This window comes from Stenotrophomonas sp. IS26 (genome assembly GCF_054188265.1).
Window position 1 is genome coordinate 1 of record NZ_JBSZJV010000003.1, and the last position, 22421, is coordinate 22421.

16 protein-coding genes, 1 tRNA gene and 1 pseudogene are annotated in these 22421 nt (G+C 66.7%); 8 read left to right on the forward strand and 10 right to left on the reverse strand.

What is annotated here, in order from left to right:
* From ACW6W5_RS03575 to ACW6W5_RS03585, 3 genes and pseudogenes are all read right to left on the reverse strand, one after another.
* Positions 1-1009: cbb3-type cytochrome c oxidase subunit I (locus ACW6W5_RS03575; RefSeq protein ID WP_193222845.1), on the reverse strand; the 1009-nt coding region annotated here is incomplete at its 3' end.
* An 8-nt stretch (positions 1010-1017) separates the two neighbouring features.
* Positions 1018-2094, reverse strand: a complete 1077-nt coding sequence (gene cyoA / locus ACW6W5_RS03580) for a ubiquinol oxidase subunit II (protein ID WP_121043451.1) — start codon at positions 2092-2094, stop codon at positions 1018-1020.
* A 326-nt stretch (positions 2095-2420) separates the two neighbouring features.
* Positions 2421-3424 (reverse strand): annotated as a pseudogene (locus ACW6W5_RS03585) (2-hydroxyacid dehydrogenase).
* Between the two features lie 70 nt (positions 3425-3494).
* Between ACW6W5_RS03585 and ACW6W5_RS03590 the strand changes: the two are divergent.
* The 6 genes from ACW6W5_RS03590 (at position 3495) to ACW6W5_RS03615 (ending at position 10945) form a co-directional block, all read left to right on the forward strand.
* Positions 3495-3839 carry a hypothetical protein gene (locus ACW6W5_RS03590; protein WP_121043588.1) on the forward strand — a complete coding sequence of 115 codons (345 nt, stop codon included), beginning with the start codon at positions 3495-3497 and terminating at the stop codon, positions 3837-3839.
* Positions 3840-3874: 35 nt separating this feature from the next.
* The gene (locus ACW6W5_RS03595; protein ID WP_121043445.1) at positions 3875-4681 is read left to right on the forward strand and encodes an alpha/beta fold hydrolase; all 807 of its coding nucleotides are present in this window, start codon (positions 3875-3877) and stop codon (positions 4679-4681) included.
* The gene (locus ACW6W5_RS03600) at positions 4678-6012 is read left to right on the forward strand and encodes a GGDEF domain-containing protein (RefSeq protein WP_152153703.1); all 1335 of its coding nucleotides are present in this window, start codon (positions 4678-4680) and stop codon (positions 6010-6012) included. Before ACW6W5_RS03595 ends, ACW6W5_RS03600 begins: the two co-directional genes overlap by 4 nt.
* Positions 6013-6088: 76 nt before the next feature.
* Positions 6089-6721 carry a TetR/AcrR family transcriptional regulator C-terminal domain-containing protein gene (locus ACW6W5_RS03605; RefSeq protein WP_152153701.1) on the forward strand — a complete coding sequence of 211 codons (633 nt, stop codon included), beginning with the start codon at positions 6089-6091 and terminating at the stop codon, positions 6719-6721.
* Positions 6722-6770: 49 nt separating this feature from the next.
* Entirely contained in the window at positions 6771-7871 is a 1101-nt protein-coding gene (locus tag ACW6W5_RS03610; RefSeq protein WP_152153698.1) for an efflux RND transporter periplasmic adaptor subunit, read from the forward strand.
* The gene (locus ACW6W5_RS03615; RefSeq protein WP_152153696.1) at positions 7868-10945 is read left to right on the forward strand and encodes an efflux RND transporter permease subunit; all 3078 of its coding nucleotides are present in this window, start codon (positions 7868-7870) and stop codon (positions 10943-10945) included. The genes ACW6W5_RS03610 and ACW6W5_RS03615 overlap by 4 nt, the downstream gene beginning before the upstream one ends.
* Before the next feature lie 63 nt (positions 10946-11008).
* Here the strand turns inward: ACW6W5_RS03615 and ACW6W5_RS03620 are convergent.
* Positions 11009-11084: transfer RNA gene (locus ACW6W5_RS03620), tRNA-Thr, on the reverse strand.
* A gap of 163 nt (positions 11085-11247) precedes the next feature.
* Here ACW6W5_RS03620 and treA point away from each other — a divergent pair.
* A complete protein-coding gene (gene treA / locus ACW6W5_RS03625) occupies positions 11248-12876 on the forward strand; it encodes an alpha,alpha-trehalase TreA (protein WP_152153694.1) in 1629 nt (542 codons plus the stop codon).
* A 24-nt stretch (positions 12877-12900) separates the two neighbouring features.
* Here the strand turns inward: treA and ACW6W5_RS03630 are convergent, their stop codons facing one another.
* The 6 genes from ACW6W5_RS03630 to murJ all read right to left on the reverse strand — a co-directional run bounded on the left by ACW6W5_RS03630 (position 12901) and on the right by murJ (position 21967).
* Positions 12901-14781 carry a M61 family metallopeptidase gene (locus tag ACW6W5_RS03630; RefSeq protein WP_152153692.1) on the reverse strand — a complete coding sequence of 627 codons (1881 nt, stop codon included), beginning with the start codon at positions 14779-14781 and terminating at the stop codon, positions 12901-12903.
* Between the two features lie 220 nt (positions 14782-15001).
* A complete protein-coding gene (ispH, locus tag ACW6W5_RS03635) occupies positions 15002-15952 on the reverse strand; it encodes a 4-hydroxy-3-methylbut-2-enyl diphosphate reductase (protein WP_121043425.1) in 951 nt (316 codons plus the stop codon).
* A gap of 53 nt (positions 15953-16005) precedes the next feature.
* Entirely contained in the window at positions 16006-16512 is a 507-nt protein-coding gene (gene lspA, locus ACW6W5_RS03640; RefSeq protein WP_152153690.1) for a signal peptidase II, read from the reverse strand.
* Positions 16512-19343, reverse strand: coding sequence for an isoleucine--tRNA ligase (gene ileS / locus ACW6W5_RS03645; protein ID WP_152153688.1), 2832 nt, complete (start codon positions 19341-19343; stop codon positions 16512-16514). The genes lspA and ileS overlap by 1 nt, the downstream gene beginning before the upstream one ends.
* On the reverse strand, positions 19340-20287 hold the full coding sequence (locus tag ACW6W5_RS03650; protein ID WP_121043416.1) for a bifunctional riboflavin kinase/FAD synthetase: 948 nt from the start codon (positions 20285-20287) through the stop codon (positions 19340-19342). Before ACW6W5_RS03650 ends, ileS begins: the two co-directional genes overlap by 4 nt.
* Before the next feature lie 75 nt (positions 20288-20362).
* Positions 20363-21967, reverse strand: coding sequence for a murein biosynthesis integral membrane protein MurJ (gene murJ / locus ACW6W5_RS03655; protein WP_152153686.1), 1605 nt, complete (start codon positions 21965-21967; stop codon positions 20363-20365).
* A gap of 116 nt (positions 21968-22083) precedes the next feature.
* Between murJ and rpsT the strand changes: the two genes are divergently transcribed.
* A complete protein-coding gene (gene rpsT, locus ACW6W5_RS03660; protein WP_019184515.1) occupies positions 22084-22353 on the forward strand; it encodes a 30S ribosomal protein S20 in 270 nt (89 codons plus the stop codon).
* Positions 22354-22421: the final 68 nt, after the last annotated feature.

The following is a 22421-nucleotide window of genomic DNA, read 5'->3' on the forward strand; positions in this document are numbered from 1 at the left end:
TGGTGAAGAAGTGGTGCAGCCAGACCAGGAACGACAGCACGCCGATGCAGGCGGTGGCGTAGACCATGCCCTTGTAGCCGAACAGCGCCTTGCGCGAGAACGTGGCGATGACCTCGGAGAACACGCCGAAGGCCGGCAGGACCAGGATATAGACTTCCGGGTGACCCCAGATCCAGATCAGGTTGATGTACAGCATGGCGTTGCCGCCACCGTCATTGGTGAAGAAATGCGTGCCCAGGTAACGATCCAGGGTCAGCAGCACCAGGGTGATCGTCAGCACCGGGAAGGCGGCGATGATCAGCACGTTGGTGACCAGCGCGGTCCAGGTGAAGATCGGCATCTGCATCAGCTTCATGCCGGGGGTGCGCATCTTCAAGATGGTGATGAAGAAGTTGATGCCGCTCAGCGTGGTACCCAGGCCGGCGACCTGCAGGCCCCAGATGTAGTAATCGACACCTACCCCTGGACTGTATTCCTTGCCTGACAACGGCGGGAAGGCCAGCCAGCCGGTCTGCGCGAACTCACCGACACCCAGCGAGATCATCACCAGGCCCGCGCCCGCTACGAACAGCCAGAAGCTGAGCGAGTTGACGAACGGGAAGGCGACGTCGCGTGCGCCGATCTGAAGCGGCACGACAACGTTCATCAGGCCGGTGATCAGCGGCATCGCCACGAAGAAGATCATGATCACGCCGTGGGCGGTGAAGATCTGGTCGTAGTGGTGCGGAGGCAGGATGCCCTCGTTGCCGCCAGCGGCCATCGCCTGCTGGACACGCATCATGATGGCGTCGGCGAAGCCGCGCAGCAGCATGACGAAGGCGACGATGAGGTACATCACGCCGATCTTCTTGTGGTCGACCGAGGTGAACCACTCTTTCCAGAGATAGCCCCACAGCTTGAACTTGGTGATCAGGGCCAACACCAGCAGGCCGCCGATACCAGCACCGATCAACGTGGTGATGATGATCGGGTCATGCGGAATGTCGGCAAAGGTCAGTTTACCCAACAGATTCATGGTCATTCTCCCGAGCCGTCGTGACCGGCGTGGCCGGCTGCGGCGTGCTCGTCTGCAGTGTGTGCGGCGTCCGCGGCAGCGGGCTGGTCGGCATGGACCGGCAGCTTGGCCGCTTCGTCGTGGGCTCCGCTCATGGCCTGCATGTCGTGGCCTTCATGGCTTTCGCCCTCGGCGCCGTCATGCTTCATGGCCTTGTGGTCGTGCTTCATGCCGTAGTGCTGGTTGTCGCCCATGTGCTTGGCGATGACCCAGTCGAACAGGCCGGCCTCGGTGGTGCCGTAATAGGTCACCGGGTGCCAGTCGTGGTTCTTTTCGGCCACCAGCGCAGCGAAGGCCGTCTTGTCCAGGGTCGCGCTTTCGGCACGCACCTTGGTCAGCCACTGCTGGTACTCCGCCTCGGTCACCGAGTGCGCGGAGAAATGCATCTTGCTGAAGCCCGCGCCACTGTAGTGCGAGGACATGCCCGGGAACTCACCGGTCTCGTTGGCGATCAGGTGGAGTTTGGTCTCCATGGCCGTCATCGAATAGATCATGCTGCCCAGGTGCGGGATGAAGAACGCATTCATCACCGAATCGGACGTGATCTTGAAGTTCAGCGGGGTATCCACCGGGAAGGTGATCTCGTTGACGGTGGCGATGTTCTCTTCGGGATAGATGAAGAGCCACTTCCAGTCCAGCGAGATGGCTTCGATCACCACCGGCTTCTTGTCCGAGTCCAGCGGACGGTACGGATCCAGCGCGTGCGAGGAACGCCAGGTCAGCACGGCCAGCACCAGCACGATCATGCACGGGATCGACCAGACCACCACTTCGATGGCCGTGGAGTGTGACCACTTCGGCTCATAGCGGGCCTTGGTGTTGGTCGCACGGTACTTCCACGCGAAGGTGAGGGTCATGATGATGACCGGCACGACAACCAGCAGCATCAGCACGGTCGCCGTGATGAGCAGGGTCTTCTCGTCGTGGCCGATCTGGCCCTTGGGGTTGAGGATGGCCGAGTTGCAGCCCGTCAGGAACACGGACAACGCAAACAGCAGGCCCGGACGCAGGAAGCGTCCAAGGGGTTTCAACGGAATCATCGGTCGATCCAATTGCGTAGGGAATGCCAGTTCAAGCCCGCCTCCGTCCCAGCCAAAGCCGGTGGTGCCGGTCCAAGGGGACAGGCACGAAGGACGATCATGTCAGCCTTCTAATTTTAGGCCGTCACGCATCATTTAAGAAAGGCATTGACAATGATCCAGCGCAGGAAAGGCCTGTTTTGGGCTGCGACACGTTGTCGCAGTGCCGGGCAATGACCCGATTCGGCAACATTCCGGCCCTTGTATAGACATGAACGAGTCAGCCGCGGGCGTCGGCGGATGGCCACGGTACACGCCCCGGTGGCCGGCGTCACCGGCAGCGCCGCTCAGGCGGCCAGCACCTGATTCGGGCAGGCCGCCCCACTGACGAAATCCGCCAGGTTGCGCAGCGTGATCGCCGAGATCTCCTGCAGCGCCTCCACCGTGAGAAGCCCTGGTGCCCGGTCACCAGCACATTGGGGAAGGTCATCAGGCGCTGGAACGCGTCATCGTCGATGATCTCGCCAGACCGGTCCTGGAAGAACAGCCCGCTCTCCTGCTCGTACACATCGATGGCCAGATGCCCCAGGCGGCGCGACTTCAGCGCGCGGATCACCGCATGGGTATCCACCAGCCCGCCGCGCGAGGTATTGACCAGCATCGCCCCGGGCTTCATCCCGGCAAGTGACGCATCGTCGATCAGGTGATGGGTGTCCGGCGTCAGCGGGCAGTGCAGCGAGACGACATCCGAGCGGGCGAGCAGCTCATCCAGCGCCACCGACGTGCCGATCGCGGCGAAGGCCGCCGACGGATACGGATCGTGGCCCAGCACGGTGCAGCCCATGCCCTTGAAGATGCGGGCCGTGGCCAGGCCGATCTGCCCGGTGCCGACGATGCCCACCGTCTTGCCATGCAGCGTGCGGCCCAGCAGGCCATCGAGCATGAAGTTGCCCTCGCGCACCCGGTTGTAGGCACGGTGGGTCCGGCGGTTGAGCGTCATCACCAGCGCCAGCGCGTGTTCGGCCACGGCCTCCGGCGAATACGCGGGCACGCGGGCCACGAACAGGCCCAGCTGCCCCGCCGCCGCCAGGTCGACATTGTTGAAGCCGGCGCAGCGCAGCAGGACCGCACGCACGCCCATCGCGTGCAGCGCCTGCAGTACGGGGGCATCCAGCCGGTCATTCACGAACACGCAGACCGCCTCGCAATCCTGCGCCAGCGGCGCGGTATGCAGATCCAGCGCGGCATCGAAGTACAGACATTCGAACGGCTGCCCTGCCCCGCGGCGCTGGTTGGCCTCATCGAGAAACTGCTGGTCGTACGGGCGGGCGCTGAATACTGCGATCTTCATGAGGGTGATCCCCGGGAGTTCGAGCATGACGATACCGCAGTACACTCCGGCCAACTGCCTGGAGCCTGCCGTGTCCCTGACTGCCCGCCTTCTCCGCTGGACCGCCACGCCGATGGGCCGGCGCACCCTGTTCGCGCTCACTGCCGCGATCGTGACCCTGATGGCCTGCAATCCACTGCTTGCACCACTGCTGCCCGTGGTGGATGCGCTGGGGCTGGATGTGCTGGTCCTGCTGATCGGTGCCCAGGCAATGACATTGTTGCCGTGGGTGCGGCTGCATGGCGGCCGTATCGCCCGCGTCGCCGCCCGTTTGCTGCTCGGTGCGCTCACAGGGGCCATCGCAGGTTTCATCGGCGGCTATCTGCGGCAACTGGTCTTCGGCACGGGCGCGCGTTGGACCCGCGCGCGCCCGTGACCTAGTATTCGGCCCTTGCAGGACGCCATGGGTGGATGTGCGTGGAAAGTTTCGAGCGGTTCAACGGGCGCCGTACCGGTGCGGGCAAATCAGTCGCGATCCTGTCACACGGCTTTGGTACCGATCAGACCGCATGGAACGCCCTGCGCCCCTGGTTTGAAGCACGCTTTGATGTGATCTCCTTCGATCTCGCCGGCTGCGGTCCGCACGGTGCGCAGACCTACGATTTCGAACGGCACGGCTCGCTGTTCGGCTATGCCGACGATCTGATCGACATCCTGGACGAACTGGACGTGCGTGACTGCACCTACATCGGCCACTCGATGAGCGGCATGATCGGCGCGGCCGCCGCCGTTGCACGGCCGGAGCTGTTCGAGCGCCTGGTCATCATCGGTGCGTCGCCGCGCTATCTCGACGACGCCGGCTACACCGGCGGTTTCAAGCCGCAGGACCTGGAGCAGCTGTTCGAGAGCATGCGTGCGAACTACCAGGCCTGGATCGCCGGTTTCGCCCCGATGGTCGTCGGCGTGGAGGACAGCGCGGTTGTCGCCGATTTCTCCAATACCCTGTTCCAGATGCGCCCGGACATCGCACTCAACACGTCGCGCACGATTTTCACCTCCGATCTGCGCAGCCTGGCCGCGCGGGTTTCACGCCCGGTCCACCTCATCCAGACCGCACACGACGTGGCGGTACCGGTTGCCGTCGGCCACTGGCTGGCCAACGCGATCGAGGGCGCCACCCTGGATGTGATCGATGCCTCAGGGCATCTTCCGCACATGACCGCGCCGGATGACGTCATGCGCATCCTCGAACAGCGACTGGCAGGCACCGCGTTGTGACCACGTCCGACAGTGACGCGCTGGCCGCCCTGTGCCAGTTCGCCCGCCTCGCCTCCCACGCCGACCTGGTGATGGCGGTGGAAGTGGACGCCGGCGGCCGGGCGACCTGGGCGGTCTCGGCCCCGGCACTGCCCTCGCCGAGCTTCAACCTGGCACGCAGCGGCATCCTCGAGTGCCGCTGGAACGGCGAAGCCATGGACGCGGCGGGGTTCAGGCTGCCGACGGCGATCATCCATGCCCTGGAAGGCCTCCCCGCCCACCTGCTGTACGTCCCGGCGCCTTCGCACGGGGCGCCGCTGAGCGGCCTGCTGCTGGTTTGGCGAAGCGCCCCTGCGCCCGCAGCGTTGACGGCGCAGGTGCCGCTGTTGGCAACGAGCGTGGCGCGGCTGTTGTCCGCGCGGCGGGAAGCCGCACGCGGCGCCATCGTCCGCAATCAGTTCCTCGATCTGTTTGAAAGCGTGCCCGCGGGCATCGTCCTGATCGATGGCGATGGCGTAGGTGCTGCGGTCAACGAGCACGCAGCGGAACTGCTGGGTTGCACGGCAGGTGATCACCGCGCCGCGGATCTCGCCGGCCCGATGCGCGCCCTGCGCCAACGGTGCGACAACCATGGCGAACTGGAGCTGGCCTACAGCGCCCAGATCAACAACGACCAGTTCGCGGCCAAGCAGAACTGGACACTGGGCGAACGCACCTTCGAGGTGGATACCCACCCGGTGCGCGGCGACGGCGCACATGGGCGCATCTGGCTGTTCACCGATGTCACCGCCGATCTGCTGATGGCCGCCGAGCTGCGCCGCCTCGCCTCCTCCGATCCCTTGACCGGCGTGCCCAACCGCCGTCATTTCGAAGAATGCTCGGCCCAGATCATCGCCGCGCGCGAAGCCAACGGCCGCGCCGTCGCGGTACTGATGGTGGACGTGGATCACTTCAAGAAGATCAACGATACCTACGGCCATCCGGTCGGCGATGAAGTCCTCAAGGTGGTCGCCAAGCGCTGCCGGGACGCCCTGCGGGAGCGCGATCTGTTCGCCCGCTTCGGCGGCGAGGAGTTCATTGCCCTGCTGGCGGCGTCCGCGGTGGACGAGATCCCCGCCGCCGCCGAACGGCTGCGCAGTGCGGTGGCGTCCGAACCCATCCTCGTGGGCGGCGAGCGCATTGCCGTCTCCGTCAGCGTCGGTGGCGCGATCGGCGAGGCGCTGCCGGGCGGCGACCAGCGGCTGCTGGAGGCGCTGATCGCCCGGGCGGATGAGGCGCTGTACGACGCCAAGACGAGTGGCCGGAACCGGGTCCGGATGGCGGCGCTGCAGGCCGACCTGATCGACCTCTGAGGCACGCGGGCGGCACTTGCCCGCGCCAGCCTAACACTGTTAGATTCGCCCCCTAACAACGTTAGGCCAGAGCACAGTGCGCCAACCCATCGCGCGGGAAAACATCGTCGAGGCGGCCTTCCGGATCCTCGACGAGGCCGGCCTGGAGGGTATTACCCTGCGCAAGGTGGCCTGCTCGCTGGGCATCCGGGCGCCCTCTCTGTACTGGCACTTCAAGAGCAAGCAGGCGCTGATCGACGCCATGGCCGACGCCATGATCGGCGACGTCGCCCGTACGATCCCCGCCGGGCAGCCATGGCGGCAGACCCTGCTGCAGATCGGGCGCGAGTTCCGCCTGGCCTTCAAGGCCCGCCGTGACGGTGCGCGGGTGTATGCCGGCACCTTCCTGGCGACCGAGAACGTGCTGCGGGTGGGTGAGGCCAGCATCGCCGCGCTGATGGGCGCCGGCGCGCCGGCACGCTTTGCCGCGACCACCTCGATGGACCTGGTGTACTACACGATGGGCTTTGTCATCGAGGAGCAGTCCTGGCCCGGCGACGGCAGCATGGAGGCGCTGGGTGAGGCGTTCTTGGCGCTGGCCGAGGCCCGCTTTCCCCATTGCTGGCAGGCCCGTGACGTGTGGAGCGAGGTCGATTTCGACGCCCGCTTCGAGCAGGGGCTGGGCCTGATGCTGGATGGCATCGCACTGCGCCTGTCCCGCGAATCCTGATTGCCCCCTTCCTTTCTTTTCCCGCTGTTCCGACCCGGAAAGCCACTCCATGCGTGCACCCTCCTTCCGCAGTTTCTCCCTGATCCTGGTCGCTGCGCTGCTGTCCGCGTGTGGCGGCAAGGACGACAAGGCCTCGGCCGACGCCGCCGCTGCCAGCTCGGCGCTGCCGGTCTCGCTGGCGCCCGCGCAGCAGCAGACCATGGCGCGCACGGTGCTGGTTTCCGGGCCGGTGACCGCCTACGAGGAAATGCAGCTGGGCGTGGAGATCAGCGGCCAGCGCGTCACCGCGTTGCTGGTGGACGTGGGGCAATGGGTCACGCAGGGCCAGGTGCTGCTGCAGGTGGACCATCGCACCCTGGACAGCGAGCTGGCGCAGGCCGATGCCTCGTTGCGGCAGGCGCAGGCCTCGCAGGAGCTGGCCCGCATGAACTACGAGCGCAGCGCCAAGCTGGCCGCCCAGCAGCTGATCAGCGAAAGCAGCCTGGATGAGCTGCGTGCCTCGCGCATCAATGCCGAGGCGCAGACCGCCACCGCCCGTGCCGCGCGCGACGCCGCCAAGCTGCGCCGCGATTTCGCCGACCTGCGCGCGCCGGCCGACGGCCTGATTTCCAAGCGCCTGGTGCAGCCAGGCCAGGTGGTCTCCGCCGGTACCGAGCTGCTGCGCCTGATCCGCGATGGCCGCCTGGAGTGGCGCGCGGAGCTGCCGGAAAACCAGCTGGCCGATGTCGCCGTCGGCAACACCGTGGAGCTGCCGTACGGCGGCCAGGTGGTCAGCGGCCGCATCCGCGCGGTCACCCCGGGTGTCGATGGGCAGACCCGCACCGGCACGATCTACGCCGACCTGCCCACGCCCGGCCCGCTCAAACAGGGCATCTATGTGGATGGCCGCATCGTCACCGGCGACGGCCAGGTGCTGACCATCCCGACCGCAGCAATCGTGCAGCGCGATGGCCACAACTACGTGTTCACCGTGAACGACACACAGCAGGCCACCCGCCACCGCGTCAGCACCGGCCAGGCCGTCAAGGGCCGTACCGCGATCCTTGAAGGATTGAAGGCGGGCGATCAGGTGGTGGTGGATGGCGCCGGCTTCCTCGGTGAGGGCGACCGCGTGCGCGTGGTGGCCGATGCCAAGGCCGCCGCCCGATGAACATCTCTGCCTGGGCGATCAACCGCCCGTTGCCTGCGCTGCTGATCTTCTTCGTGCTGTGCGTGGCCGGCCTGTGGGGTTTCCATCAGCTGCCGGTGGCGCGCTTCCCGGATATCGCCTTCCCGATGACCACCGTCACCGTCACCCAGCCGGGCGCCTCGCCGAGCCAGCTGGAAGCGGAAGTGACCCGCAAGGTCGAGGACTCGGTGGCGACGGTCAACAACGTCAAGCGCGTGATGTCCTCGGTCAGCGAAGGCGTCAGCACCACCACCATCGAATTCCAGCTGGAGGCCGACCTGGCCACCGCGCTGGATGACACCCGCGATGCCGTTACGCGCATCCGCACCGACCTGCCGCAGGACATCCAGGAGCCGGTGATCTCCAAGGTCGATATCGGCGGCTCGCTGATGACCTATGCGCTGGTCGCCCCGCACATGACCACCGATGAGGCCAGCTGGTTCGTCGACCGCGACATCTCGCGTGCGATGTACGGCGTCCCGGGTGTCGCGCGCGTCACCCGCGTGGGCGGCGTGCAGCGCCAGGTGCGGGTGGATCTGGATCCCAACGCGCTGATCGCGATGGGCATTACCGCCGGCGATGTATCGCAGCAGCTGGCCCGCATCCAGGTGGAGCGTGCCGGCGGCAAGACCGAGGTCGAGGGCGCGCAGCAGACCATCCGCACGCTGGGCACCGTCGGTGACGCACAGGCGCTGCGCGACTACTCCATCGCCCTGCCGGACGGGCGCGCCGTGCGGCTGTCCACGCTGGCCACGGTCACTGATGGCGCCGCCGATCCCACCGAGGCCGCCCTGCTGGACGGCAAGGGCGTGGTGGCCTTCTCGATGTCGCGCACCCGCGGCTCCAGCGAGGTCAAGGTGGAGGCCGGCGTGCATGACGCGCTGGACAAGATCAAGGCCGAGCATCCCGGCATCGACTTCCGCCTGGTCACCACGGCGATCGATGAGACGCATCGCTCCTACGATTCCTCGATGACCATGCTCTGGGAAGGCGCGCTGCTGGCGCTGCTGGTGGTGTGGCTGTTCCTGCGTGACTGGCGCGCAACGTGGGTGTCCGCGTTGGCGCTGCCGCTGTCGATCATCCCGACGTTCGCGGTGATGTACTTCTTCGGCTTCACCCTCAACATCATCACGCTGCTGGCGCTGTCCGTGGTGGTCGGCATCCTGGTGGACGATGCGATCGTGGAGATCGAGAACATCGTGCGCCACCTGCGCATGGGCAAGCCACCGCTGGAAGCCGCACGCGAGGCCGCCGGCGAGATCGGCAACGCGGTGATCGCCACCTCGCTGACGCTGGCCGCCGTATTCGTGCCGGTGGCCTTCATGCCCGGCATCGCCGGCAAGTTCTTCCGCGAATTCGGCTGGACCGCTGCCACCGCCGTGCTGTTCTCGCTGCTGGTGGCCCGCCTGCTCACCCCGATGATGGCCGCCTACCTGCTCAAGCCGCACGGCGAGGAGAAGCCGGAGTCCAAACTGATGACGTGGTACCTGGGCTGGGTGGACGCCGCCCTGCGCTATCGCGGCCGCACCCTGTGGCTGGCCACCGGGTTGTTCGTCGCATCGCTGGCGCTGGTGCCGTTCATCCCGGCCACCTTCATCCCGCAGTCCGATCTGGGCCGCAGCAACCTCAATCTCGAACTGCCGCCGGGCACCCGCCTGCAGGAGACCGTGGCCGTCGCCGAGCACGCGCGCGGGCTGCTCAAGGACATGCCCGAACTCAAGCAGGTCTATACCGCGGTCGGCAGCGTGCTCGACCTGGGCGACCCGGGTGCGACCGGCGTCGGTGAGCCGCGCAAGGCGACCCTGGTGCTCGACTGGGGCAGCGCCGACGGACGCGACCGCGACCAGCGCGTGCTGGAACGTGAGGCGCGCGAGCGCCTGGCCGATCTGCCCGGCGTGCGCGTCAGCTATGTCAGCTCCGAGCCCGGCAACCTGCTGCAGCTGGTGCTCTCCGGTGACGACCCGCAACGCCTGCAGGATGCCGCCACCGCACTGGAACGCGACCTGCGCGGTATCCAAGGCCTGGGCAGCGTCACCTCCACCGCCTCGCTGCTGCGCCCGGAACTGCAGATCGTGCCGAATCCCGCCCGCGCCGCGGACCTGGGCGTCGCAACCGCCGACATCGCCGAAGCCGCCCGCATCGCCACCGCTGGCGACTACGAACAGCGCCTGGCCAAGCTCAACCTGCCCGACCGCCAGGTACCGATCCGGGTCGGCTTTGCCGAAGCCACCCTGGCCAACCCAGGCTTGATCAGCCAGTTGCGCGTGCCCGGCCGCAATGGCCCGGTGCCGCTGGCGGCGGTCGCCGATATCCAGCAAGGCAGCGGCCCCTCGCAGATCTCGCGCTACCAGCGCCAGCGCAACGTGACCCTCACCGCCGAACTCAACGGTCGTCCGCTGGGCGATGTGATGACCGAGGTGCAGGCCCTGCCGAGCGTCAAGCAGCTGCCGCCGGGCGTGACCTTCCTCAACACCGGCGATGCGGAGGTGTTCGTCGAGTTGTTCATCGGCTTCATGTTGGCGATGGCCGCCGGGTTGATCTGCATCTACATGGTGCTGTTGCTGCTGTTCAACCACGCGCTGATGCCGGTCACCATTCTGGCTGCGGTGCCGCTGTCTGCCGGCGGTGCGTTTGGCGCCCTGCTGATCACCCAGAACATGCTCTCGCTGCCGGCGCTGATCGGCCTGCTGATGCTGATCGGCATCGCCACCAAGAACTCCATCCTGCTGGTGGATTACGCGGTGATGGCCGAAGACGAGCACGGCATGAGCCAACATGACGCGCTGATCGATGCCTGCCGCAAGCGTGCACAGCCGATCATCATGACCACCCTGGCGATGGGCGCGGGCATGATGCCGATCGCGCTGGGCTTTGCCGGGGATTCCAGCTTCCGTGCGCCCATGGCGATCGCCGTGATCGGGGGCTTGATCACCTCCACGCTGCTGAGCCTGATCGTGATTCCCGCGGCCTTCACCGTGGTGGATGATGCGGGGGATTGGCTGTCGCGGAAGTTCCGGCGGCGGTCTTCGCATCCCGTTGGGAGTGGGGCGAAGTGAGGTAACTGGCCACTTCGCCACAAACAAAAAGCCCCGACCAAGGCCGGGGCTTTCTGCTGTATCTGGTGCCGGAAATAGGAATCGAACCTACGACCTACGCATTACGAATGCGCCGCTCTACCAACTGAGCTATTCCGGCGAGGTCGTGAATTCTAGGGGGTGCGGACCACTTTGGTCAATCAGGGAAGCGGCCGCACCGTCAAACGGCCCGCACCCCAATGACCGCGTGCGCGCTGCCCCGGAAGTACCAGCCCTTGACGCGCCGGCCCGTACAGTGGATTTCCCACCTCCGGAGGCATCCCATGCGCCCCTGTCCCCGCCTGGCCGGTCTGCTGCTGTCATCCCTGCTGCTGAGTGCCACTGCGCTGGCACGCGACACGGCACCGACGCCGCAGACACCGGACCAGCAGTGGCAGCCCCTGTTCCAGCAGGTCCAGGGGGGGCACCTGTTCAAGGATCAGAAGACCTTCGCGGATGCAGTGCCCCGCCAGCCCAGCGCACCCCTCCTCGCCGAGTGGCAGCGCGCCAGGACCCAACCTGGATTCGATCTGGCAACCTTCGTGGCCGAGCACTTCGCGGTGCCCGGTGACACCCAGCCCTACGTGCCACCAGCGGGCGAGACACTGCGCGCGCACATCGAGGGGCTGTGGCCGGTACTGACCCGCACCATCGACACGGTGGATCCGAACGGCTCGCTGCTGCCGCTGCCCAAGCCCTACGTCGTGCCCGGCGGGCGCTTCCGCGAGGTGTACTACTGGGACAGCTATTTCACCCTGCTCGGGCTGGCCTCCAGTGGTCGCTGGCAGCAGGTGCGCGACATGGTGGACAACTTCGCGTTCCAGCTCGACAGCTACGGCCATGTTCCCAACGGCAACCGCAGCTACTACCTTAGCCGCTCGCAGCCACCCTTCTTCAGCCTGATGGTGGATCTACTCGCCACCCACGAAGGCGATGACGCCTACCGCCGTTACCTGCCGCAGCTGCGCATCGAGCATGCATTCTGGATGCGCGGCGCGGAAACGCTGGCGCCGGGCGAGGCGCGCGAACGCGTCGTGCGGCTGGCGGACGGGCAACTGCTCAATCGCTATTGGGACGACCGCGCGGTGCCACGCACAGAGTCCTGGATGGACGATGTGGCCACGGCCGTCCTGGCGCCGCAGCGCGCGCCTTCACAGGTGTATCGCGACCTGCGCGCCGGTGCGGAATCGGGCTGGGATTTCAGCTCACGCTGGCTCGCCGAGCCGTCTGCGTTGGCGAGCATCCATACCACGGCGATCGTGCCGGTCGATCTGAACAGCCTGCTGTTCCATCTGGAAACGACCGTGGCCCGCGCCAGCAAGGCGGCCGGTGATCGCAGCGGCGCACGCACATTCACCCAACTGGCCAAGACACGTCGGCACGCCATCAACCAACTGCTCTGGGATGAAACGCAAGGCTGGTACGTGGACCGCGATCTGGAGCGCGGCCAGACCCGCCCTGCCCTGACCGCGGCGGCGTTGTTTCCCTTGTGGCTGGACGTTGCCGGGCGCACGCAGGCACGCCGTACCGCCCAGGCAGTCGATTCGCAGCTGCTCCGCGATGGCGGGCTGCTGACCACCACCGTGACAACCGGGCAGCAATGGGATGCCCCGAATGGCTGGGCACCGTTGCAGTGGGTCGCGGTGGACGGGCTGCAGCGCTATGGACAGGACACCCTCGCCCGCCGGATCGGCACGCGCTTCCTGCGCACCGTGCAGACCGTGTATGACCGCGAGGGCAAGCTGGTGGAGAAGTACGTGGTCGACGGTTCGGCCACCGGCGGCGGCGGTGGCGAGTACCCGCTGCAGGATGGCTTCGGCTGGAGCAACGGGGTCACGCTGGCGCTGCTGGATCGCCTGTGTGCGCCGAAGCGTGCGTGCGAGAGCGCCCAGGATGTGGACGCCGCGGACTGATCCAGCGGCCTCCACGCAGCGCACTCACCGCGCCTTCCACAACTCCGCCAACCGGTCCGGCTTGCCCGCGATGCGCTCCAGCGACGGGTACTTCAGCCCATCGTGGTAATCCAGCGTCACCGTATCGATGCGATCGAAGCTCTTCACCAGCAGCGTCAGCGGCGCCTTGTCGGTCTTGGCGGCGGTGATCGCCTCCTTCAACTGCTCGGCCTTGAACACGCGGCCATTGAGTGCGACCACGCTCATGCCGGGAATGAGACCGGCGTTGAAGGCCGGGCTGTCCCACAGCACATCGCCGATGTAGCCGGACTCGCTGACCGACAGGCCGATCGAGTACAGCAGGTTGCTGTTCTTGCCACGCGTCTCCTGCGCCTTGAACGCCTCGTTCGGCGTATCGGTATAGACCAGCTTCCAGCCGGCCGCTTCCAGGCCACCAGTCAGCGGCCCGTGCCCGTCCAGGCGCTCGCGCAGGAAGCTGGCCCAGTCGAACGGCGCCACGCCGTTGAGCGTGCTCACCACCTCTTCGAAGGTATACGGATGGACATTCCAGTCGCCGTCGTTCATGCCGAAGAACGCCTTGGCGAAGTCGTCCAGGCCGCGCTTGTTACCCGTCAGCGCGCGCAGCTTGCCCTCCACCTCCAGCCAGACCATCTGGCCGCCGGAGTAGTAGTCCTCGCTCATCTGGTAGTTGCGGAAGGCCAATGCGCGGCGCTGGGCGATGGTCGGGTCGTTGGTGGTGTCCTGCAGGTTGCGCCAGGCCAGGCCGGGGCGACCGCGATCATAGGTGCCCGCCACATTGGCCAGCACGTCGCGGGTCTGCTGCGGGCTCCACAGCCCGGAACGCGCGGCCAGCACCTGGCCCCAGAACTGGGTCTGGCCTTCGTACAGCCACAGCAGGCTGTCGCCCATCGGCACGTTGAAGTTGGCCGTGGTCAGATCGGCGCCACGCCGGTACTTGCCGTTCCAGGAGTGGTTGAACTCGTGCGGCAGCAGATCACGGCCCAGCCAGGTCTTGTCCCACTCGGTGAAGTAGCCGGTCTCGCCACTGTTCTCGCTGGAGCGCTGGTGCTCCAGGCCGATGCCGCCGAGCTTGTCGGTCAGCGCCAGCAGGAACTCGTAGCGGTCGAAGTGGCGTGCGCCGTAGAGCTTGTACATCTGCTGCACGAGCGCGCGATGCGCCTGGATCTGCTCGGGCTTGGCCGCCAGCGATTTGGCCTCATCGGCGAAGACATTCAGGTGCACCGGCACCTTCGCACCGGGGTCCAGATCGAAGCGCTGGAAGTGGCGGCCGGCGAACAGCGGCGAGTCGACCAGGTGGTCATAGCTGATCGGCTTGAACACCACGGTATCGCCTTCGCGGCGCTCGGTATCCAGCGCGGTGGCATATGACCAGCCCGGCGGCAGAGTGACGGTGGCCTGCGCCTGGATGTTGCGGGTGATCACCCCGGCCGGATACAGCGAATTGGCATTCCACTGCAGGTTGAGCATGTCCGGGGTCATCACCACGCGGCCCTGGGTGCCCTGCGAAGAGAGGAACGTGAACTCGGCCACCACTTCGCTGGCGCCCTGCGGCACCTGCACGGTGAAGGCATAGACGTCGTACGGATCGCGCGTCCACTGCAGCGGCGTGCCGTTGGCGGTGACGACCAGGCCGGCGAGCTTGTCGATCGGGCCACTCGGTGAATGCGCCCCGGGCAGCCACTGCGGGTACAGCAGGGTCAGCGGGCCGGGCTTGGCCGGCACCGTGGCCTTCACCTTGAAGATGCGTCGCCCGATGTCGCGCGCGTCCACGTCGATGCGCAGCAGGCCCGGGAAGGCCACGTCCTGCGGCGGCGGTGTCTGCGCCTGCACGCCTGTTGCGGACACAGCCAGCAACATGGACAGGGCAATGGCACGCATCTTCATCAGGCAGGCTCCAGCGGGGGAAGCCCTTGATCCTAGTCCTCCGCCAGCGCCCTGCCCCATGGCCAAAGGTCATACGTCGCGTTGCGGCCATGATTGGCACAGCGGCGCGCAGTGACGTTCTGTCTGCCGGTCGCGATCAGGGCCAACCGGGGTGCGCTGCCGGCCAGCGGCCGGCACTACCGGGGCAGCGCCATGGCATGCGTGGCGGAATGCTGCGCGGTCAGTCGACCAACCGCAGCCGCAGTTCCTTCGGCAGCGCGAACACCATCGATTCCGGCTCGCCCTCCAGTTCGCCCACACCGGTGGCACCGAGCTCCTTCAGGCGCGCGATCACACCATCCACCAGAACCTGCGGTGCCGAGGCACCGGCGGTCAAGCCGATGTGCTTCTTGCCGGCCACCCACGCCGGGTCGATCTCGTCGGCACCGTCGATCAGGTAGGACTCCACGCCATCACGGCGCGCCAGTTCACTCAGGCGGTTGGAGTTGGAGCTATTCGGCGAGCCGACCACCAGCACCAGGTCACAGCGCTTGGCCAGGTCACGCACGGCGTCCTGGCGGTTCTGCGTGGCGTAGCAGATGTCGTCGTTCTTCGGGCCCTGCATCGCCGGGAAGCGGGTGCGCAGCGCGTCGATGATGCTGCGGGTGTCATCCACCGAGAGCGTGGTCTGGGTGGTGTAGGCGAAGTTCTCCGGCTGGTCGATGACCAGCGTGGCGACGTCCTCCACACCCTCCACCAGGTAGATCTGGCCGGTGCCGCGCTCGCGGTTCCACTGGCCCATCGTGCCTTCCACTTCCGGGTGCCCGGCGTGCCCGATCAGCACCACGTCGCGGCCGGCGCGGCAGTGGCGGGCCACTTCCAGGTGCACCTTGGTGACCAGCGGGCAGGTCGCGTCGAACACCTTCAGACCACGGCGGTCGGCTTCCTGGCGCACGGCCTGGGAGACGCCGTGCGCGCTGAAGATCACCGTGTTGTCGTCCGGCACTTCGTCGAGTTCTTCGACGAAGATCGCGCCGCGGGCCTTGAGGTCATCCACCACGAACCGGTTGTGCACGACCTCGTGGCGCACGTAGATCGGCGCACCCAGGGTCTCGATCGCGCGCTTGACGATCTCGATCGCACGATCGACACCGGCACAGAAACCACGCGGATTGGCGAGCAACACATCCATCGGTCAGATACTCCGGCCGGCGTGAGCCGGGTTGTTACGGATACAGGAGGGAATTATCCCGCTTTTTTGGCAGCCTTGCCGTCGAACAGGCCGAACAGGGCGATACCCACCGCGCCGACCACGATCGCCGAGTCGGCGATGTTGAACGAGGGCCAGTAATGGTCCCCGATATGCCACTGGATGAAGTCAACGACGTGACCGTGCATGAGGCGGTCGATCACGTTGCCGATCGCCCCGCCGATCACCAGCGCGTAAGGCACGGCGCTGCGCCAGGCACCGCGCGCGGTGCCCCACATCCAGTAGGCCATCAGGCCGCTGATGCCCAACGCCAGCGCGGTGAAGAACCACAGCTGCCAGCCACCGGCATCGCTCAGGAAGCTGAATGCTGCGCCGGTGTTGTAGGTGCGGTACCAGTTCCAGAAGCCTTCGATGACCACCACCGGCTCGTACTCGGGCAGGCTGGACAGCACCCAGGCCTTGCTCCACTGGTCGGCGATGATGATCGCTGCCGACAGCAGCAGCCAGATCAGCGCGTTCGGACGCGGACGGGCGGCGGTCATCAGAACCACCGCCGGTCTTCGCCGGCACCGTCGATGTTGGTCACGCAGCGGCCGCACAGTTCCGGATGCGCAGCGACCGAGCCGACATCGGCGCGGTAATGCCAGCAGCGCACGCACTTGTGCTTGCCGGTCGGCTGGGCGCTGACGAACACCTCGTCGGTGGTCGCCGGGCGCACCTGCACGTCACCGCTGATCAGCAGGAAGCGCAGCTCCTCGGCCAGCGGCTGCCAGCGCGCGGCGGTCTCGGCATCGGCGGCGACGGTGATCTCCGCTTCCAGCGCCGCACCGATCGCACCGTTGGCGCGCATCGGCTCAAGCACCTTGGCGACCTGCTCGCGCAGGGCCAGCAGCTGGTCGAAGTCGGCTGCGTTGAGCGGTGCATCGGCCGGCAAGGGAACCAGACCGTCGTACCACGTGGCGAACAGCACGTTCTCCTTGCGCTCGCCCGGCAGGTACCCCCACAGCTCATCGGCGGTGAAGCTCAGGATCGGCGCGATCCAGCGCGTGAACGCTTCGGCGATGCGGTACATCGCGGTCTGCGCCGAGCGGCGGCCGCGCGAGTCCACCGGCATGGTGTACAGGCGGTCCTTGGTGACATCCAGATACACCGAGCCCAGATCCACGCTGCAGAAGTTCAGCAGCAGCTGCACGATCTCGGCCATGTTGTAGCCGGTGTACGCCGCCTTGATCTTCTCCTGCACCTCGAAGGCGCGATGCACGATCCAGCGGTCCAGCGCGACCATGTCGGCCGGGGCCACCAGATGCTGGGCCGGGTCGAAGCCGTCCAGGTTGCCGAGCAGGAAGCGCGCGGTGTTGCGCAGGCGCCGGTAGGCATCCGCGTTGCGCTTGAGGATTTCCTGCGACAGCGACATTTCATTGCTGTAATCGGCCGAGGCGATCCACAGGCGCAGGATGTCCGCGCCCAGGGTCTTCATGATGTCCTGCGGCTCGATGCCGTTGCCCAGCGACTTGGACATCTTGCGGCCCTTCTCATCCACGGTGAAGCCGTGGGTGAGGCACTGCTTGTACGGGGCCTGCTTGTCGATGGCCACGCCGGTCAGCAGCGAGGACTGGAACCAGCCGCGGTGCTGATCCGAGCCTTCCAGGTACAGATCGGCGGGCTTGCCGAAGCCACGCGCCAGCAGCACGCCTTCGTGGGTCACGCCCGAGTCGAACCAGACATCGAGGATGTCAGTGACCTTCTCGTAGTGCGACGCTTCCTCGCCCAGCAGCTCGGCGCTGTCCAGCGAGTACCACACGTCGATGCCTTCGGCCTGCACGCGGTCGGCGACCTGCTGCATCAGCTCGACGGTGCGCGGGTGCGGCTCACCGGTTTCGCGGTGGGTGAACAGCGCGATCGGCACGCCCCAGGTGCGCTGGCGGCTGATGCACCAGTCCGGGCGGCCATCGACCATCGAGCCGATGCGCGCCTTGCCCCAGCTCGGGAACCAGCCGACGTTGTCGATCGCGGCCATCGCATCGCGGCGCAGGTTGGCCTTGTCCATCGAGATGAACCACTGCGGGGTGGCGCGGAACACGACCGGCGTCTTGTGGCGCCAGCAGTGCGGGTAGCTGTGCACGATCTCGACATACGCCAGCAGCGCACCGGAGGCACGCAGCACATCGACGATCAGCGGCTGCGCCTTCCACAGGTGCAGGCCCGCCAGCTCGACATCGCCGGCCGGTGGGGTCGAGGACAGGTACACGCCACGGCCGTCGACCGGGTTGATCTGGCCGGCGTTGTACTTGTCCATCAGCCCGTACTGCTGGCTGACCACGAAGTCTTCCTGGCCATGGCCCGGGGCGGTATGCACCGCACCGGTACCGTCTTCGTCGGAGACGTGGTCGCCATTGAGCAGCGGGATGTCGCGCTGCGGGTAGAACGGATGGGCCAGCAGCAGATTTTCCAGCGCGGCGCCGGTGGCACGACCGTGCACGACCAGGCCGTCCACGCCGTAGCGCTGCAGCGAACGTTCGGCCAGCGCGGCGGCCAGCACCAGCCAACGGCGCTTGCCGTGGTGGGCCGGGCCTTCGGCCAGCACGTACTCGATCTCCGCACCGAGCGACACCGCCAGCGAGGCCGGCAGCGTCCACGGGGTGGTGGTCCAGATCGGCACCGCCACCTCGACATCGGCCGGCAGCGTCACGCCGAAGCGCTCGGCCAGCTGCTGGGAATCACGCGACACGTAGGCCACGTCGATCGCCGGCGAGGTCTTGTCCTGGTATTCGATTTCCGCTTCGGCCAGCGCCGAGCCACAGTCGAAGCACCAGTGCACCGGCTTGGCGCCGCGCACGATGTGACCGTTGGCGAACACCTTGGAGAGCGCACGGATCTCGTTGGCTTCGAAATCGAAGCTCAGCGTCTTGTACGGGTTGTCCCAATCGCCGATCACGCCCAGGCGCTTGAAGTCGCGGCGCTGCAGTTCGATCTGCTCTTCGGCGAACTCGCGGCACTTCTGGCGGAACGCGACCGCATCGAGCTTGACGCCGACCTTGCCCCACTTCTTCTCGACCGCGATCTCGATGGGCAGGCCGTGGCAATCCCAGCCCGGTACGTAGGGCGCATCGAAGCCGGCCAGGTAGCGCGACTTGACGATGATGTCCTTGAGGATCTTGTTGACCGCGTGGCCCAGGTGGATCTGGCCATTGGCGTAAGGCGGGCCGTCGTGCAGCACGAACAGCGGGCGGCCCTGCGCGTTGTCGCGCAGGCGGGCGTAAAGGCCCTCGTCCTCCCAGCGCGACAGAATGCCCGGCTCGCGCTTGGGCAGGTCGCCGCGCATCGGGAATTCGGTTGCCGGCAGATGAAGGGTGGCTTTGTAGTCCTGGCTCACGCAGTGGCTCGCAATCTGTGTTCGGAAAGGATGTGACGGGCCTGTTCGGCGTCACGGTGCATCTGGTCGGTCAACGCAGCCAGATCGTGGAACTTTTCTTCGTCGCGCAGCTTGGCGACGAACTCGACATCGATGTGGCGGCCGTACAGGTCGCCCTGGAAATCAAACAGGTGCGCTTCCAGCAGCGGCTCCACGCCATCCACGGTGGGACGCGTACCGAAGCTGGAGACCGACGGCCACGGCTGGTCGAACACACCATGGACCCAGGTCGCGTAGATCCCCGACAGCGCCGGCGTCTTCGGAAAGCGCAGGTTGGCGGTCGGGAACCCCAGCGTACGGCCCAACTGGCGGCCGCGCACTACCCTGCCCCCAATCGTATACGGCCTGCCCAGCAGATCGCCGGCATGACGGAAATCACCGGCGCGCAGCAACTGGCGGATGCGGGTGCTGGAAATGCGCTCGCCGTGCAGGTCGACCGGCTCGATCTCGCCCGCACTGAAACCACGCTCGCGGCCCATCGCCTGCAACAGGGCCAGATCGCCCTTGCGGCGGTTGCCGAAGCAGAACTCCGGCCCGATCCACACCTCGCGCGCGCTCAGCCGGTGCACCAGCAGCTGCTCGACGAACGCCTCGGCCTGCATCGCGGCCATGCGCGCATCGAAGCGCAGCAGGCCGATCGCATCCACGCCGAGTTCGCGCAGCATGGCGACCTTGTCACGGGCCAGGGTCAATCGCGGCGGCGGCTCGCCCTGGGCGAAGTACTCGCGCGGCAGCGGCTCGAAAGCCACCGCCACGGCAGCCACGCCCAGCGCGCGCGCGCGCGAAACGGCGTGGCGCACCAACGCACGATGACCCAGGTGCAGGCCGTCGAATGCGCCGATGCAGACCACGCTTCCGTGCGGGAACAACTGCCCGCCTTCGACGTTTCTAAACAGCCTGCTCATCTACGTGGAATGCGGCCCACCAGGGCCGATGCTTTGCAAGAGATAGCCATGAAGTATAGCCGGGCTGCCCCCGGATCAATGCTCCCGCAGGTGGCGCGGGCGGAAGCCCATGGCAACCAGGGCCACCAGATAGGTCAGGCCACCGCCGCCGACCAGCAGCGCGAGGTTGCCGATCCGGTGCCATTTGTCCATGCCGGTGAAGTCCGCCATCCCGTAGAGCAGGCCCAGCAGCACCGCCACCATGGCCAGGCAGGCCAGCCCCAGCTTGGTCGCATAGCCGCCCCAGCCCGCCTTGGGCTGGTAGACATCGGTCTTGCCCAGCCAGTACCAGAGCAGGCCAAGGTTCAGATAACTGGACAGCGCACTGGCGATACCCAGCGCCAGATGCAGGCCAGGCTGCTTGCCCAACGCGACCCAGACGCCCTGCGCTTTCAGCGCCTCCGGCACCATCACGTGGTACAGCACGGCCAGCAGGATGACGTTGAAGACCATGTTGGCCACCAGCGCGACCACACCGGCGCGGACCGGGGTGCGGGTGTCCTGACGGGCGTAGAAGGCCGGCAGCACCACCTTGAGCAGCGCGAAGGCCGGCAGGGCGAAGCTCAAGCCGTACACCGACAGCGCGGTCATGCGGGTATCGAACGCGGTGAAGCGGCCGTACTGGAACACGGTGGCGATCAGCGGCTCGGCCAGCAGCAGCAGGCCCAGCATGGCCGGGATGGCGATCAGCAGCGTCGTGCGCAGGCCCCAGTCCAGCGCACTGGAGAAGCCGGCCTTGTCGGTACTGACATGGTGGCGGGCCAGCGCCGGCAGGATCACCGTGCCCAGCGCCACGCCGAACACGCCCAGCGGCAGTTCCAGGAAGCGGTCGGCCAGCGACAGCCAGGACTGCGAGCCATCGGTCAGCTTGGCGGCGATCACCGTATCCAGCAGCAGGTTGATCTGCGCGATCGAGGAACCGAACAGGGTCGGCACCATCAGGGTCAGCACCTTGCGCACCCCGGGATGCTGCCAGCCCCAGCGCGGCAGGGTCAGCAGGTTGATGCCCTTCAGCGACGGCAGCTGGAACAGCAGCTGCAGCAGGCCGGCGGCCAGCACCGCCCAGCCCAAGGCCAGGATCTGCTTCTCCGGGGTGCCACCCAGCCGCGGGGCCAGCCACAGCGCACCGGCGATCATGCACAGGTTGAGGATCACCGGGGTCAGCGCCGGCATCGCGAACTTCTGGAAACTGTTGAGCGCTCCGCCGGCCAGCGCGGTCAGCGAGACGAACAGCAGGAACGGGAAGGTCAGCCGGAACAGGTCCACCAGCAGGCCGTGCTTGGCCGGGTCGGTATCCACCCCGCTGGAGAACAGGGTCGCCAGCTGCGGCGCGAAGATCAACGCCAGCGCGGTGACCAGCAGCAGCACCCCGCCCAGCGTGCCGGCTACCCGCGACATCAGTTCGCGCAGTTCGGCATGCGAGCGGGTTTCCTTCACCTCCGTGAACACCGGGACGAACGCGGTGGCGAACGAGCCCTCGGCGAACAGCCGGCGCAGGAAATTGGGCACCCGGAAGGCGACCCAGAAGGCGTCGGTCACCGCATTGGTGCCGAACGTGGTGGTGATGACCAGGTCGCGAACCAGCCCCAACACCCGCGAAATCATGGTCATGCTGCTGAAAGACAGCAGGCCCCGCAACATCCTTGGTGAACTCACCCGTGTTCCCTCTTGACAATTGACTTGACGTACATTTTTCGAGCCATCATACTTTCCAGCTTGCTGTTCCCATTACACCGATTTTTCAGGAAACCACCACTGTGGCCAATATCAAGTCCGCCAAGAAGCGCGCCAAGCAGACCGTCGTGCGCAACGCGCGCAATACGGCTCAGCGTTCGATGCTGCGCACCGCTGTCAAGAAGGTGATCAAGGCTCTGGATGCCAATGACGCCGCCGGCGCCGAGGCAGCCTTCGCTGTTGCCCAGCCGATCCTCGACCGTTTCAGCTCGCGTGGTCTGATCCACAAGAACAAGGCTGCTCGCCATAAGAGCCGCCTGACCGCGCGCATCAAGGCCATCAAGGCCGCCTGATACGGCGCTGCGGGTGTCGTAGAGCCACGCCCCGCGTGACTTCGATCCAGCCGCAGAGAAAAACCCGG

Coding starts and splice junctions, on each gene's coding strand:
- ACW6W5_RS03650 (WP_121043416.1), bottom strand. CDS start 20,287: ATGAGCAGGCTGTTTAGAAACGTCGAAGGCGGGCAGTTGTTCCCGCAC.
- ACW6W5_RS03630 (WP_152153692.1), bottom strand. CDS start 14,781: ATGAAGATGCGTGCCATTGCCCTGTCCATGTTGCTGGCTGTGTCCGCA.
- treA (WP_152153694.1), top strand. CDS start 11,248: ATGCGCCCCTGTCCCCGCCTGGCCGGTCTGCTGCTGTCATCCCTGCTG.
- cyoA (WP_121043451.1), bottom strand. CDS start 2,094: ATGATTCCGTTGAAACCCCTTGGACGCTTCCTGCGTCCGGGCCTGCTG.
- ACW6W5_RS03610 (WP_152153698.1), top strand. CDS start 6,771: ATGCGTGCACCCTCCTTCCGCAGTTTCTCCCTGATCCTGGTCGCTGCG.
- lspA (WP_152153690.1), bottom strand. CDS start 16,512: ATGACCGCCGCCCGTCCGCGTCCGAACGCGCTGATCTGGCTGCTGCTG.
- ACW6W5_RS03595 (WP_121043445.1), top strand. CDS start 3,875: ATGTGCGTGGAAAGTTTCGAGCGGTTCAACGGGCGCCGTACCGGTGCG.
- ACW6W5_RS03615 (WP_152153696.1), top strand. CDS start 7,868: ATGAACATCTCTGCCTGGGCGATCAACCGCCCGTTGCCTGCGCTGCTG.
- murJ (WP_152153686.1), bottom strand. CDS start 21,967: ATGTTGCGGGGCCTGCTGTCTTTCAGCAGCATGACCATGATTTCGCGG.
- ispH (WP_121043425.1), bottom strand. CDS start 15,952: ATGGATGTGTTGCTCGCCAATCCGCGTGGTTTCTGTGCCGGTGTCGAT.